Origin of the sequence: Streptomyces sp. NRRL S-340, assembly GCF_000720185.1 — a bacterium.
Lineage (GTDB): Bacteria > Actinomycetota > Actinomycetes > Streptomycetales > Streptomycetaceae > Streptomyces.
The window spans coordinates 99,342-113,291 of sequence record NZ_JOIY01000052.1 but is presented as its reverse complement, the minus strand read 5'-3'; the positions used below and the strand labels follow the sequence as shown (position 1 = coordinate 113,291).

Here is a 13,950-nt window from a genome sequence, read left to right as displayed (position 1 = left end):
AGCGCCGATGGTACTGCAGGGGGGACCCTGTGGGAGAGTAGGACACCGCCGAACAAATTTTAGGGAGAACCCCGCACCTCACGGTGCGGGGTTTTCTGCGTTTTGAGGGGTTTTCAGGGGGTCGGCCCGCGGCCGTACGTCCCTGCTTCCCGTCAGAGCCGGCCCGCCGATTTCAGGGCGAGATATGCGTCCGCCAATGCCGGTGCCAGATCTTCCGGGGTAGCGTCCACGACCGTGACGCCCTGCCGGCGGAGTCGTTCCGCGGTGCGCCGGCGTTCGCCCTGCGCCTGGGCCGCCGCAGCGGCCTCGTACACCGCCTCCGTGCTTCCGCGGGCCGCTGCCATCCGGGCCACGTACGGGTCCGCCACCGATGCGACGAGAACCGTGTGCCGTCGGGTGAGCTGGGGGAGGACGGGGAGCAGGCCCTCCTCGACCGGTGCCGCGTCCAGGCTGGTGAGCAGGACGATCAGAGAACGGCGGGACGTCGTGCGGAGTGCTGTCGCCACGAGGCCTCGGGCGTCGGTCTCGACGAGTTCGGGTTCCACCGTCGCCATGGCGTTGACCAGGGACGGGAGGAGCAGGCCCGCGGCGCGGCCCTGGACGAGGGCGCGTACCCGGCGGTCGTAGGCGAGGAGGTCGACGCGGTCGCCCGCCCGGGATGCGAGGGCCGCCAGGAGCAGGGAGGCGTCCATGGCGGCGTCCAGGCGGGGGGCGTCGCCCACGCGGCCGGCGGAGGTGCGGCCCGTGTCGAGGACCAGCAGGACGTGCCGGTCGCGTTCGGGGCGCCAGGTGCGTACGGCGACCGCGGACTGCCGGGCTGTGGCACGCCAGTCGATGGAACGGGTGTCGTCGCCGGGGACGTACTCGCGCAGGCTGTCGAATTCGGTGCCTTCGCCGCGGGTGAGGACGCTGGTGCGGCCGTCCAGTTCCCGGAGCCGGGCCAGTTTCGAGGGCAGGTGCTTTCGGCTGGTGAACGGGGGCAGGACGCGGACGGTCCAAGGGACCTGGTGCGTGCCCTGACGGGCGAACAGGCCGAGGGGGCCGTAGGAGCGGATGGTGACGCGGTCGGCCTGGCGGTCGCCGCGGCGGGTGGGGCGCAGACGGGTCGTGACGCGGCGGCGTTCGCCGGCCGGGATCACCAGTCGGTGGCGTGATGCCTCGGTCTCCGTGCCGGGCTGCCAGCTGCTGGGCGGCCAGGCGTCGCGCAGCCGGGCCCGCAGCGGGCGGCCCGACGGATTGGTGACGGTGAGGGTGACGTCGGCGGTTTCGCCCAGGCGTACGGAAGTGTCGCCGGTGCGGGTCAGGCCGAGGCGGCGTACCGGTGCGGCCAGTGCGTAGTCGCAGGCGCAGGCGACGGCCAGGGGTGCGTTGACGGCGAGGATGCCCGTCCAGCCGGCGTCCCAGATGCCGACGGGCAAGGAGCCGATGGCCGCGAGGAGGGCGGCGCGTCCGGTGAGGGCCATCAGCGGGGGACCGGGACGTGGGTGAGGATCGCCGTGATCACCGAGTCGGCGGTGACGCCTTCCATCTCCGCCTCGGGGCGCAGCTGTACGCGGTGGCGCAGGGTGGGCAGGGCGAGTGCCTTGACGTCGTCCGGGATGACGTAGTCGCGGCCGGTCAGCCAGGCCCAGGCGCGGGCGGTCGACAGCAGGGCCGTGGCACCGCGCGGGGAGACGCCCAGGGTGAGGGACGGGGATTCGCGGGTGGCGCGGCAGATGTCGACGACGTAGGCGGCGATCTCCGCGGAGACGGTGGTCTTGGCGATGGCGGCGCGGGCCGCGTCGAGGTCGGCGGGGCCCGCGACGGGGCGTACGCCGGCGGCGTGCAGGTCGCGCGGGTTGAAGCCGGCGGCGTGCCGGGTGAGGACGTCGATCTCGTCCTGCCGGGAGGGCAGGGGGATGGTCAGTTTGAGGAGGAAACGGTCCAGCTGTGCTTCGGGCAGGGGGTAGGTGCCCTCGTACTCGACCGGGTTCTGGGTGGCGATGACGAGGAAGGGCTCGGGCAGCGGGCGCGGGGTGCCGTCGACGGTGACCTGGCGCTCCTCCATCGCTTCCAGCAGTGAGGACTGGGTCTTCGGCGGGGTGCGGTTGATCTCGTCGGCGAGGACCAGGTTGGTGAAGACCGGGCCGGGCTGGAAGGAGAACCGAGTGGTGCGGGCGTCGTAGACGAGGGAGCCCGTGACGTCGCTGGGCATGAGGTCGGGGGTGAACTGGACGCGCTTGGTGTCGAGTTCGAGGGCGGCGGCCAGAGTGCGGACGAGGAGGGTCTTGGCGACCCCGGGGACGCCTTCGAGCAGGACGTGGCCGCGGCAGAGCAGGGCGACGACGAGGCCGGTCACGGCGGGGTCCTGGCCGACCACGGCCTTGGCGATCTCGGCGCGCAGGGCTTCGAGGGAGGACCGGGCGGCGGTCGCGTCCCCGGTGTGCCCGGCGTTGTCAGTGGTCGGGTCCATCATGGACGGCGTACCTCTCTTTCGAGGGCGTCGAGTCGGTCGGCGAGGGAGACGAGGGCCGCGTCGTCGCCGGGCGGCGGGCCGAAGAGGAGGTCGTGCAGGGGCTGTCCGTCGTCGTGGAGGCGGTGGGACAGGGCGGGGAGCAGGGTCTCGGGCGTGTGCGCCTGGGTGGCGGGGATGCCGACGAGGGGGGCGAGGCGGGTGCGGGTGGCGGAGCGGAGAGCGGCGGCGGCGCGGTCGCGGGCGCTGACCTTGGCGTAGAGGCGGGCGCGGCCTTCGGTGGTTTCCGAGGCGCGGATCGCGACGGGGAGTTTTTCGGGCACGAGGGGGCCGAACCGGCGTGCCCGCCACAGGGCGGCCAGGGCGGCGGCGATGAAGAGCTGGAGGGTGGCCCAGAGCCAGCCGGAGGGGAGCAGGTCGAGGAATCCGCGCTCGCCGGTGGCGGGGGCCGAGTCGTCGGTGAGCGAGGGGAGGTACCAGACCAGATGGGGGCGGGAGCCGAGGAGGTGCAGGGCGAGCGAGGCGTTGCCCTGCTGGTCGAGGCGGGTGTTGTAGAGGATGTCGGGTGCGCCGAGGAGGACGGTGTCGCCGCCGGCGGTCTGCGGGATGCGCAGGAGGGTGGGCAGGCCGTCGCTGGGGAAGCAGGCGTCGGCGGTGCGCAGGGTGGTGGAGTAGCGGACGCCGTCGCCCAGTTCGGCGGAGCCGGCACTGCGGGCGGCGGGCAGGACGCAGCCGGGTTCGAGGGCGGTGTCGAAGCCGGGTGCGGGGTCGGCCGTGACGCCGGGGGCCAGGCGGCCGACGGACGGGGTGCCGGGGGCGACGAGGACGGTGCGTCCGCCCGAGGGGGTGGTCGCGGCGTGCAGCCGGGTCTGCTGGTCGTGGGTCAGCAGGTCGGGGACGGCGACGAGCAGGGTGGTGTGGGGGCCGGCCGCGGCGCGTGCCTCGTCGAGGGTGGTGACGACGCGCGTGGTGACCGCGTGGTCGGCGAGGAGGGCTGCGACGGCGTGGCTGCCGTAGGGGTCGGCGGAGCGCGGGTCGAGCCGGCCGTGCTGGTCGCCGGAGCGGAGGGCGGCGATGGCGACGGCCGCGGCGAGGAGGAGGACGAGGGCGAGCAGGATGCCGCGCGCGCGGGTCCATGTCTGGCGGGCGGTGGGGGAGACGGAGGTGGCCGGGGGCGGGACCGCGGTGGTGGCCTCGGGGGTCATCCGGCGGCTCCCTGGCGGGTCTGGCCGGTTCCCTGGTGGGCGGTCGGGGTGGTGCTCCTTGTGCCGGGGGCGAGCTGGGGCCGGGTCTGTTCCAGGTCCTGGTCGAGTGCGGCGATGCGCTGGTACGACTGTTCGGTCGCTTGCCGGCCGCCGTATGTGACGTCGTCGAAGTCCCGGGCGGCGGTGCGCAGCCGGTCGCTGTGGGCGGGCAGGGTGCGGCCGGCTTCGGCCGCGGCCTCGTCGGCGGTGCGGCCGGGGCGTGTGTCGAGGAGGGCGCGTTCTTCCAGGGAGCGGACCACGGCGCGCATGCGTTCCTGGAGGGCCTGGTTCCAGTGGCGCTGGGCGGCGTGGGCCTCGGCCGCGGCGCGGTGTTCGGCGGCGGTGCGGGGACGGTCGTCGAACAGGGCGGGGGCCGTGAGGGGTTCGCGGCGGGGTGCGCCCAGGCGCCACCACAGGGCGCCGAGCACGGCGAGGACGGCCAGGATGACGACGACGAGGCCGACGGGTCCGCCGGGGGTGGTGGCGGAGGCGGAGTCGAAGAGCCCGCCGACCCAGTCCCAGAAGTGGTCGAGGGCGCGCCGCAGCAGGCCGGGGTCGTTCTCGTGGTACATCCGCTTGGACAGTTCGCGGCGGGCGGCCTCCCGCGCAGCGTCGCGTGGGACGGTCACCGGCGGTTCGCCGCCCGGGCCCGTGGAGGCCAGGGCGGCGGTGTGCCCGGCGTGCAGCAGGGCATACAGGGGTCCGTCGGCGTGGTCCGCGGCGTGCGGGAGCGCGGGCGGCACTGTGAGAACTCCCCCCGGCGGGCTCACGGCATCAGCTCCCCGACGAGGGTGTGCCCGTGCCGTGCGCCTGGACGCCTGCGACGCGGGCCAGTTCGAGGTCGAGGGCCTCGCGGCGGATGCGCTGGTCGATGTAGAGGAGCACGGTGACACCGGCCGTGATCGGGAACTTGATCATGGATCCGATCACCGATCCGACCCCGGTGACGATCAGGTACGTCCAGCCGAGCTGGGTGCTTCCGTCCAGGAGGCCGGACAGGCCGCCGTCGCTGAACGCGGAGGCGATGAGGCTGAAGGGGATGACGATGATCGCGGAGATGATGTTCACGATGAGCGCGGTCAGCAACTGGATGCCGAACATCCGCCACCAGGAGCCGCGGACCAGCTTGGCGGAGCGGCTCATCGCCTTCTTGACGCCCTGCTTCTCGAGCATCAGCGCGGGCGAGGCGAGGCAGTAGCGGACCGCGAGCCAGATGGCGACCACACCGGCGCCCAGGGCGCCGAGGACGGCGATCGCGGTGCCTCCGGTGGGGGACCCGGCGGCGGCGATGAGGATGCCGGGGACCATGCCGACGGCGAAGACGCCGAGGCAGATGACCAGCAGCAGGAGGACCAGGCCGAGCAGCCGGGGGATCTGGGGGCGGGCGTCGTGCCAGGCTTCGCGGACCGTGACGGGCTTGCCGAGGACCGCGCGGCTGGTGACGGTGGTGAGCAGGGCGGTGGCGAGGACGGTGCCGATGATGCCGACCACGAAGAGGATGCCGGATCCGAGCAGGCCGTCGCCCATGGCGCGCAGCAGTTCGCCGGGGCTTGCGTCCGGGTCGTCGAGCGCCGCGCTGTCGACGATGCCGTTCAGGGCCAGACGCTGGACCAGGATGACGGCGATCTCGGTGACGACCGCGATGACCAGGGAGATGCCGAGCACGGGGCGCCAGTGGGTGCGCATGGTGGACACCGCGCCGTCGAGGATCTCGCCCAGTCCGAGCGGGCGCAGCGGGATCACGCCGGGCTTGGCCGCGGGCGGAGGGCCGCCCCAGCCGGCGCCCCAGGCGCCGTATCCTCCGGGACCGCCGTAACCGCCGGGGCCTCCGTAGCCCCCGGGCCCCCGGTAACCGCCGTAGCCGCCGCCCGGACCGCCGTAGCCGCCGCCCGCGGGAGGCTGGGTGCCCCAGCCGGGGCCGGGGGGAGGGGGCGGCGGGGTCTGGCCGGGCGCCGGGGCGGCGGGGCCTCCCGTGGGCGCGGACCACTGGCCTGCCGGTGGCTGCTCCTTGGACCACTTCACGCCAGGGCCCTGCGGCTGCGCGGGCTGGGCCGGCGGTGCGGCATCGGGGCGGCCGGCGGCGTCGGCAGGGCCGGACGCGCCGGGCTCCTGCCCGTCGGACGGGGCGGATCCGGGCGAGGCCCAGCCCGGAGTGTCGTTCATCGTCGCTCCTTCATGGTGCCCGTCCGCGGGCGCGGCGGCAGGTTGGCTGCCATCGTGCCATGGGGCGGTGTTCGGGTGACCTGCCGCGGTGCGGGCTGCGCGCCTTCCATTGTCCGAGGGATACGGGGAACACTGACGGCATGGCTGATCAGTACGCGCAGACCCGCGAGGACAACCGGCCGCCGGGGATTCCCGCCATCCGCTGGGAGGAGCCCCCCGAGGGCCCCGTCCTGGTCCTCCTGGACCAGACGAGGCTGCCCGCCGAGGAGGTCGAGCTGGTGTGTACGGACGCACCCGCTCTCGTGGAGGCGATCCGGTCGCTGGCCGTGCGCGGGGCGCCGCTGCTCGGCATCGCCGGTGCGTACGGCGTCGCGCTGGCCGCCGCGCGCGGTTTCGACGTGGACGACGCCGCCGACGCGCTCGCCGCGGCGCGTCCCACCGCGGTGAACCTCTCCCTGGGCGTGCACCGGGCGCAGTGCGCGTACCACACGGCCCTGGCCGAGACCGGTGATCCGCTGCTGGCCGCCCCTGCGGCGCTGGCCGCGGCGCAGCGGCTGCACCAGGAGGACGCGCGGGCGAGCGCGCGGATGGCCGAGCACGGGCTGGCGTTGCTGGACGAGCTGCTGCCGGCCGGCGGGCACCGGGTCCTCACGCACTGCAACACCGGGTCGCTGGTGTCGGGCGGGGAGGGGACGGCGTTCGCGGTGGCGCTGGCGGCGCACCGGGAGGGCCGGCTGCGCCGGCTGTGGGTGGACGAGACCCGTCCTCTGCTGCAGGGCGCGCGTCTGACGGCGTACGAGGCGGCCCGCCACGGTCTGGCGTACACGCTGCTCACGGACAACGCGGCCGGTTCGCTGTTCGCGGCCGGTGAGGTGGACGCGGTGCTGATCGGCGCGGACCGCATCGCGGCGGACGGGTCGGTGGCGAACAAGGTGGGGAGTTATCCGCTCGCGGTGCTCGCCCGCTACCACCATGTGCCGTTCATCGTGGTCGCCCCGGTGACGACGGTGGACGAGAAGACCGCGGACGGGGCGTCCATCGAGGTCGAGCAGCGCCCCGGGTACGAGGTGACGGAGCTGATCGCTCCGCAGATCCCGGTGACGGGTGCGGCCGGCGGCATCCCCGTGGCGCCGCTCGGCACGCAGGCCTACAACCCGGCGTTCGACGTGACGCCGCCGGAGCTGGTGACCGCGATCGTCACCGAGGAGGGCACGGTGTCGCCGGTGACCGCCGAGGGGCTGGCCAAGCTGTGCGCGAGGTCGCGGCGGGGGGCGGCGGGGTAGCCGGCCGGCTCCGCTGCGGGGCCGTTCGCGGGCGAGGGCAGACAGTAGTGACTCCGTACGACTATCGTCACAGGCCAGTGAGCTGTCTCACCTGGATCTTCGCCACCGTTACAAGAATGGGATGATGTCGTTCATGAAGGGACGAGTCCTTGTCGTCGACGACGACACCGCACTGGCCGAGATGCTCGGAATCGTGCTGCGTGGCGAGGGTTTCGAGCCGTCTTTCGTAGCCGACGGCGACAAGGCGCTGGCCGCTTTCCGGGAGAGCAAGCCCGATCTGGTGCTGCTCGACCTGATGCTGCCCGGCCGCGACGGCATCGAGGTCTGCCGCCTGATCAGGGCGGAGTCCGGGGTGCCGATCGTGATGCTGACCGCCAAGAGCGACACCGTGGACGTGGTCGTGGGCCTGGAGTCGGGGGCCGACGACTACATCGTCAAGCCGTTCAAGCCGAAGGAGCTGGTCGCCCGGATCCGGGCGCGGCTGCGCAGGTCGGAGGAGCCGGCCCCGGAGCAGCTGGCCATCGGTGACCTCGTCATCGACGTGGCCGGGCACTCGGTGAAGCGGGACGGGCAGTCGATCGCGCTGACGCCGCTGGAGTTCGACCTGCTGGTCGCGCTCGCCCGCAAGCCCTGGCAGGTGTTCACCCGCGAGGTGCTCCTGGAGCAGGTGTGGGGCTACCGCCACGCGGCGGACACCCGCCTGGTCAACGTGCATGTCCAGCGGCTGCGTTCCAAGGTCGAGAAGGACCCGGAGAAGCCGGAGATCGTGGTGACCGTCCGTGGTGTCGGCTACAAGGCCGGACCGAGCTGACATGTCCGGGGACAGTGCCGCTTCGGCACCCGGACGCTCCGGGTCCCGTGCCGGGCGGCCTGTCGGCCGCAAGAGCGCGGGGTCCCGCTGGGGCCACCTCCTGGAGGGCGGACTGCTGCACGGCGGCGTGCAGGGCAGTCCGGTCCTGCGGTTGCTGCTGCGCTGGGTGCGCCGGCCGCTGCTGCCCGTCATGCGGCTGTGGCGGCGCAACATCCAGCTCAAGGTCGTCGCCACCACGCTGCTGATGTCGCTGGGCGTCGTGCTGCTGCTGGGCGTCGTCGTCATCGGCCAGGTGCGCAACGGGCTGCTGGACGCCAAGGTGAAGGCGTCGCAGAGCCAGGCCACCGGCGGGTTCGCGGTGGCCAAGCAGCGGGCCGACGAGGCGGCGAGCGGCACCGGCGACGACGCCGCGGGCACCCCCGCGGACGGGCACTCCTCGCAGAACGTCATCTCGTGGATGAGTGAGCTGGTCTCTTCGCTCTCCAGCGGCGGCCAGGGCGCCTTCGACGTGGTCACACTGCCCGCGGGCGACGACGGCGCCGGGGGACGCGGTCCGCGCGCCTCCGGGCAGGTGGATCCGACCGTGAGCGTCCCCGAGGACCTGCGGGCGCGGATCAACGGCAGCATGACCGCCGCCCAGAGCTACACGCGCATCGTCTACAAGGACACCGACAAGGAGCCCCAGCCGGCCCTCGTCATCGGCAAGCAGGTCAACGATCCCAACGGGCACCCGTACCAGCTGTACTACCTCTTCCCGCTCACCCAGGAGGAGAAGTCGCTCAGCCTGGTGAAGGGGACGCTGGCCACGGCCGGCCTCTTCGTCGTCGTGCTGCTGGGGGCGATCGCCTGGCTCGTGGTGCGCCAGGTGGTCACACCGGTGCGGATGGCCGCGGGGATCGCCGAGCGGCTGTCGGCCGGGCGGCTGCAGGAGCGGATGAAGGTCACCGGCGAGGACGACATCGCACGCCTGGGCGAGGCCTTCAACAAGATGGCGCAGAACCTCCAGCTGAAGATCAACCAGCTGGAGGACCTGTCGCGGATGCAGCGCCGGTTCGTCTCCGACGTCTCGCACGAGCTGCGGACGCCGCTGACGACCGTACGGATGGCCGCCGACGTCATCCATGAGGCCCGGGAGGACTTCGACCCGGTCACCGCGCGGTCGGCGGAGCTGCTCCTCGACCAGGTGGACCGGTTCGAGTCGCTGCTGTCGGACCTTCTGGAGATCAGCCGCTTCGACGCGGGTGCGGCGGCGCTGGAGGCCGAGCCGGTGGACCTGCGGGAGGTGGTGCGGCGGGTGGTCAGCGGCGCCGAGCCGCTCGCGGACCGCAAGGGCACGCGCATACGCGTCGTCGGCGACCAGCAGCCCGTGGTCGCCGAGGTCGACGCCCGGCGGGTGGAGCGGGTCCTGCGCAACCTCGTCGTCAACGCCGTCGAGCACGGCGACGGGCGGGACGTCGTCGTCAAGCTCGCCGCGGCGGGCGGCGCGGTCGCGGTCGCGGTGCGCGACTACGGCGTCGGGCTCAAGCCGGGGGAGGCGACCCGGGTCTTCAGCCGGTTCTGGCGGGCCGACCCGGCACGCGCGCGTACCACCGGCGGGACGGGACTGGGGCTGTCGATCGCCCTGGAGGACGCCCGGCTGCACGGCGGCTGGCTGCAGGCGTGGGGAGAGCCGGGCGGCGGTTCGCAGTTCCGGCTGACGATCCCGAGGACGGCGGACGAGCCGCTGCGCGGATCGCCGATACCGCTGGAGCCCAAGGACTCGCGGCGCAACCGGGGGCTCGGCGAGGCCGGTGCGGTGCGCGGTGACAAGCGGGCCACCGTGCCCGTGCAGCCCTCCGGTGACCGCGGTGCGGCGCAGGGCAGGGACCCGATAGCCGCCCGGCCGCCCGCGGTGGTGCCCACCGCCGATCCGACGGCGCTGCCCGGCAGCGGCGCGCGGGTGGTGCCCCGGCCGGGGCCGGGCGCCCGGTGGCAGGACAGCACGCCGGCCGCGGAGCCGGCGCGGGCTCAGGAGCACGCGGGCGGGGCCGCGGACCCGGGGGACGCCGGGGCGCACGGCGTGAAGGAGCAAGGGGAGGCATTTCGTGGGCGCTGACCGCGAGGGGGGCGCGCGGCGTCGGCCGATGCGCGCGGTGGCCTGCGCCGCCTGGGGGATCCTGCTGCTGGCGGGGTGCGCCTCGATGCCCGACAGCGGGGACCTGCGGGATGTGGAGTCCACACCCCGGCAGGACACCGAGGTACGGGTGTTCGCCATGCCGCCCCGGGAGAACGCCCCGCCCGCGGAGATCGTGCAGGGTTTCCTGGAGGCGCTGACCAGCGACGACCCGCAGTACGCCACGGCCCGCCAGTATCTGACGCCGACCGCCTCCCGGCAGTGGCGGCCGGAGTCGTCCACGACCGTGCTCGCCGACGGGTGGGACATCGAGGTCGACCGTGCCACCGCGCACGAGGACAGCGGCGACTACGCCTTCACGCTGACCGGCAGCAAGGTCGCACGGGTGGACGAGCAGCAGTCGTACACGCCGCTCGACGGCCGCTACAGCCAGTCGGTGCACCTGGCGCGCGACAAGAAGTCCGGGCAGTGGCGCATCGACACGCCGCCGCAGGGCGTCCTCATGGGCCGCTCCGACTTCCAGCGCAACTACCTGCCCGTCAACAAGTACTACTTCGCTTCCGACACGGCGGGCGGGGCCGGCAGGCCGGCGACGGCGGTCGCCGACCCGGTGTACGTACGGCAGCGGGTCGACGCCATGACGCGGGTGGTCCGCTCGGTCATCAGCGGGCCGACGCGGTGGCTGGACCGGGTGGTCAGGTCGAGCTTCCCGACCGGGACGGCGCTGCGCCGGGACGTGACCGCGCTGGCGCCCGACGACCAGAACAGACTGACGGTGCCGCTGAACGAGAAGGCGTCCGGGGTGGGCAGCGAGCGGTGCTGGGAGATGGCCGCCCAGGTGCTGTTCACGGTGCAGAACCTGACGCCGACCGTGGAGACGGTGGCGTTGCAGCGGGCCGACGGCAGCACGCTGTGCACGCTCGGCGCGGACCGGGCGCGCACGGTTGCCACCCGCGGGCCCGTCAAGCGGCCCGAGTACCTGTACTTCCTCGACGACAAGCGCAGGCTGGTGCGGATCCTCGGCGGCACCGCCGGGACGAGCGTGGAGCCCGTGCCGGGCGGCCTGGGCGAGGGCCTGCAGCGGCTCAGCTCGGCCGCGGTGGCGTGGGACGAGCGCACCGCCGCGGGCGTGAGCAACGACCGCAAGGACCTGTACGTCGGGTCGCTGGTGCAAGGGGGAACGCTCGGGAACGCGGTGCTGCGCAGCGACGGCAAGACCGAGGACGACCGGCTGACGGCGCCGAGCTGGGACGCGCGGGGCGACCTGTGGGTGGCCGACCGGGATCCGGCCCGGCCGCGGCTGATGGTGCTGGAGCAGGGGAAGGGCCGGCCGGTCGAGGTGACGGTGCCCGGTCTGGACGGGCGCGTCGACGCGGTGCGGGTGGCCGCCGACGGCGTGCGTGTCGCGCTGCTCGTGCAGCACAAGGACGGCACCGAGTCCCTGCTCGTCGGGCGGATCGAACGGGACGGCAGGAGCGGGGAGCGGCCCGCGGTGTCCGTGCTCGGGCTGCGCCCGGCCGCGCCCGACATGGAGGACGTCACCGCCATGTCGTGGGCGGGTGACAGCCGGCTGGTGGTCGCCGGACGCGAGCAGGGGGGCGTGCAGACGATGCGGTACGTCCAGGTCGACGGCTCGACGCCGGACGTTCCGGCGCCCGCCGCGCTCACCGGGGTGAAGTCGATCGCCGCGTCCGAGGACGAGCGGCTGCCGCTGGTGGCGTACTCGGAGGCGGACGGGCTCGTGCGGATGTCGTCCGTGGCCCAGTGGCAGAAGGTGGTCAAGGAGGGGGCGGCGCCCGTCTATCCCGGGTGAGTCACGGCTTCCGGGCCTGTCGCCTCCCGCTCCGCCCGTGCGCTCGTCGGCTCGTACGGGTGAGGCTCTGAGCGTCGTGGGCCGAGTTGTCCACAGGGGGCCGCGGTCCGTTGTCCACAGGGGTGGCGGGGGCGGCGGGGCGTCGGCACAGTGGAGTCATGCGCGGATGGTGGCAGGACTTCACCGACCTGGTCCTGCCGGCCGAGTGCGGAGGCTGCGGCAGACCGCGCACGGTGCTCTGCCCCCGGTGCCGTGCCGTCCTCGGCGGGGCCGCACCACGCCGGGTGCGTCCGGTGCCGGAGCCGCCCGGCCTGCCGGCCGTGCACGCGGCGGCCTGGTACGCCGACGAGGTCAGGGCGGCGCTCCTCGCCCACAAGGAGCGCGGCGCGCTGGCCCTCGCCGGACCGCTGGGAACAGCACTGGCGGGCGCTGTGCGGGCAGGGCTGCCGCACGGGGGTGCGGCGGGTCCGGTGCTGCTGGTGCCCGTGCCGTCGGCCCGCGGCGCCGTGCGGGCCAGGGGGCACGATCCGGTGCGGCGGATCGCGCTCGCGGCGGCCGATGAGCTGCGCCGGTCGGGCCTGCCGGCCCGGGCCCTGGCCGTGCTGCGGCAGCGGCGGGCCGTGGCGGACCAGTCGACGCTGGGTTCCCGGCAGCGGCTGGAGAACCTGGCCGGTGCGCTCCAGGTGCCCGCGGGCGGTGCGCGGTTGCTGCGGGAGGGGCCCGTCGTGCTGGTCGACGACCTCATGACGACGGGGGCCTCCCTGGCGGAGGCGGCGCGTGCGGTGAGGTCGGCCGTGTACGAGGCGCGGGTCCGGGAAGGGATGGGGGAACGAAAGCCGGTATCACGGCGGAAGGAGGGGAACCCGGTGTACGGCACAGGGGAATTGGCGGGTGCCGCTGGTGCAGGTGACGTGATCGGTGCGGCCGTCGTCGCCGCTTCTCCGGATTCCTTCGAAATGAACCGGAACTGACAGTGGACATGCGTCGTTGCAGGTAATGAGGGAGATAATTCACCTGGACGGAGGTACGCCGCGGTAGAGGGTGACGCCGTCCCGCCTGGCGAGATATGTTCGGGTGGTGAGGGAAAGGTGCAGGCCGTTCCCGTCATAACCGAATGCCGTGCCGCGGGTTTGCAGGTTTTACGCAATCTCCGTGCCGGCAGGGTGGAGATCTCGCCCGCGGGGAAGGGGAGGTGGACGTCACCGAGTCCGAGGTTCCGGACTGACCGGAACCGGGTGCGAAAGGGAGATGCTCCGCCGCCGAAGCGGAGCGATCCGGGAACGGAGTTCTGCGTGGACATCGTCGTCAAGGGCCGCAAGACAGAGGTGCCCGAGCGGTTCCGCAAGCACGTGGCCGAGAAGCTGAACCTGGAGAAGATCCAGAAGCTCGACGGCAAGGTGATCAGCCTCGACGTCGAGGTGTCCAAGGAGCCCAACCCCCGGCAGGCCGACCGCTGCGACCGAGTGGAGATCACGCTCCGTTCCCGCGGTCCGGTGATCCGGGCGGAGGCAGCGGCCAGCGATCCGTACGCGGCACTCGACCTCGCCGCGGAGAAGCTGGGGGCCCGGCTGCGCAAGCAGCACGACAAGCGATTCTCGCGCCGGGGCGCGCGCCGCATCTCGGCGGCCGAGGTTCCCGACCACGTCCCGGGCGCCGCCACGCTGAACGGCAACGGGCTGACCGCCGCGGAGGAAGCGGGCCAGGTGCCCACGAAGAAGGTCGGCTCGCTGGAGGTGCAGGGGGACGGCCCCCTCGTCGTCCGCGAGAAGACCCACGTCGCCTCTCCGATGACCCTCGACCAGGCTCTCTACGAGATGGAGCTGGTCGGGCACGACTTCTACCTGTTCGTGGACTCCGAGACCAAGGAACCCAGCGTCGTCTACCGGCGGCACGCCTACGACTACGGCGTGATCCACCTCCGGACGGACACGATGGTGACCCAGGAGCACTCTCCCGAGGCGGGCGGCACCCTGGGCGGCTGACGGCCCGCCCGGCGGCCGGTGGCCGAGCCGGTGCCCCTGGAGTGCGCGGGTGCGCCCCCGGGGGCACCGGTGTGCGACCCCTTCGCGCA

Annotated in this window: 11 protein-coding genes; 6 read left to right on the top strand and 5 right to left on the bottom strand. The window is 73.7% G+C overall.

Annotated features, from left to right (window positions below; translation table 11 throughout):
• Positions 1-152 precede the first annotated feature (152 nt).
• Genes IG64_RS32115 through IG64_RS32095 form a run of 5 tightly spaced genes read right to left on the bottom strand, consistent with a single transcriptional unit; the run spans position 153 to position 5,859 of the window.
• Entirely contained in the window at positions 153-1,463 is a 1,311-nt protein-coding gene (locus tag IG64_RS32115) for a DUF58 domain-containing protein (protein ID WP_037862639.1), read from the bottom strand.
• Positions 1,463-2,452 carry an AAA family ATPase gene (locus IG64_RS32110; RefSeq protein ID WP_107474420.1) on the bottom strand — a complete coding sequence of 330 codons (990 nt, stop codon included), beginning with the start codon at positions 2,450-2,452 and terminating at the stop codon, positions 1,463-1,465. The genes IG64_RS32115 and IG64_RS32110 overlap by 1 nt, the downstream gene beginning before the upstream one ends.
• The gene (locus IG64_RS32105; protein WP_037862632.1) at positions 2,452-3,657 is read right to left on the bottom strand and encodes a DUF4350 domain-containing protein; all 1,206 of its coding nucleotides are present in this window, start codon (positions 3,655-3,657) and stop codon (positions 2,452-2,454) included. Before IG64_RS32105 ends, IG64_RS32110 begins: the two co-directional genes overlap by 1 nt.
• Positions 3,654-4,466, bottom strand: coding sequence for a DUF4129 domain-containing protein (locus IG64_RS32100; RefSeq protein ID WP_037862629.1), 813 nt, complete (start codon positions 4,464-4,466; stop codon positions 3,654-3,656). Before IG64_RS32100 ends, IG64_RS32105 begins: the two co-directional genes overlap by 4 nt.
• Before the next feature lie 4 nt (positions 4,467-4,470).
• On the bottom strand, positions 4,471-5,859 hold the full coding sequence (locus tag IG64_RS32095) for a glycerophosphoryl diester phosphodiesterase membrane domain-containing protein (RefSeq protein ID WP_037862627.1): 1,389 nt from the start codon (positions 5,857-5,859) through the stop codon (positions 4,471-4,473).
• A gap of 140 nt (positions 5,860-5,999) precedes the next feature.
• On the opposite strand from IG64_RS32095, the gene mtnA reads away from it, so the two are divergent.
• The 6 genes from mtnA to hpf all read left to right on the top strand — a co-directional run bounded on the left by mtnA (position 6,000) and on the right by hpf (position 13,861).
• A complete protein-coding gene (mtnA, locus tag IG64_RS32090) occupies positions 6,000-7,142 on the top strand; it encodes an S-methyl-5-thioribose-1-phosphate isomerase (protein WP_037862625.1) in 1,143 nt (380 codons plus the stop codon).
• A 121-nt stretch (positions 7,143-7,263) separates the two neighbouring features.
• Positions 7,264-7,953 carry a two-component system response regulator MtrA gene (gene mtrA / locus IG64_RS32085; RefSeq protein WP_003990656.1) on the top strand — a complete coding sequence of 230 codons (690 nt, stop codon included), beginning with the start codon at positions 7,264-7,266 and terminating at the stop codon, positions 7,951-7,953.
• Between the two features lies 1 nt (position 7,954).
• Entirely contained in the window at positions 7,955-10,048 is a 2,094-nt protein-coding gene (gene mtrB, locus IG64_RS32080; protein ID WP_037862623.1) for an MtrAB system histidine kinase MtrB, read from the top strand.
• The gene (locus IG64_RS32075) at positions 10,038-11,879 is read left to right on the top strand and encodes an LpqB family beta-propeller domain-containing protein (RefSeq protein WP_037862621.1); all 1,842 of its coding nucleotides are present in this window, start codon (positions 10,038-10,040) and stop codon (positions 11,877-11,879) included. The genes mtrB and IG64_RS32075 overlap by 11 nt, the downstream gene beginning before the upstream one ends.
• A gap of 158 nt (positions 11,880-12,037) precedes the next feature.
• Positions 12,038-12,850, top strand: a complete 813-nt coding sequence (locus tag IG64_RS32070) for a ComF family protein (RefSeq protein ID WP_037862619.1) — start codon at positions 12,038-12,040, stop codon at positions 12,848-12,850.
• 321 nt (positions 12,851-13,171) lie between these two features.
• Positions 13,172-13,861, top strand: coding sequence for a ribosome hibernation-promoting factor, HPF/YfiA family (gene hpf / locus IG64_RS32065; RefSeq protein WP_037862617.1), 690 nt, complete (start codon positions 13,172-13,174; stop codon positions 13,859-13,861).
• The last annotated feature ends 89 nt before the right edge of the window (positions 13,862-13,950 follow it).

Bases quoted from the DNA above. Each gene is read 5' to 3' on its own strand.
- IG64_RS32115 (WP_037862639.1), bottom strand. From the start codon at position 1,463: ATGGCCCTCACCGGACGCGCCGCCCTCCTCGCGGCCATCGGCTCCTTG.
- IG64_RS32110 (WP_107474420.1), bottom strand. From the start codon at position 2,452: ATGGACCCGACCACTGACAACGCCGGGCACACCGGGGACGCGACCGCC.
- IG64_RS32105 (WP_037862632.1), bottom strand. From the start codon at position 3,657: ATGACCCCCGAGGCCACCACCGCGGTCCCGCCCCCGGCCACCTCCGTC.
- IG64_RS32095 (WP_037862627.1), bottom strand. From the start codon at position 5,859: ATGAACGACACTCCGGGCTGGGCCTCGCCCGGATCCGCCCCGTCCGAC.
- mtnA (WP_037862625.1), top strand. From the start codon at position 6,000: ATGGCTGATCAGTACGCGCAGACCCGCGAGGACAACCGGCCGCCGGGG.
- mtrA (WP_003990656.1), top strand. From the start codon at position 7,264: ATGATGTCGTTCATGAAGGGACGAGTCCTTGTCGTCGACGACGACACC.
- mtrB (WP_037862623.1), top strand. From the start codon at position 7,955: ATGTCCGGGGACAGTGCCGCTTCGGCACCCGGACGCTCCGGGTCCCGT.
- IG64_RS32070 (WP_037862619.1), top strand. From the start codon at position 12,038: ATGCGCGGATGGTGGCAGGACTTCACCGACCTGGTCCTGCCGGCCGAG.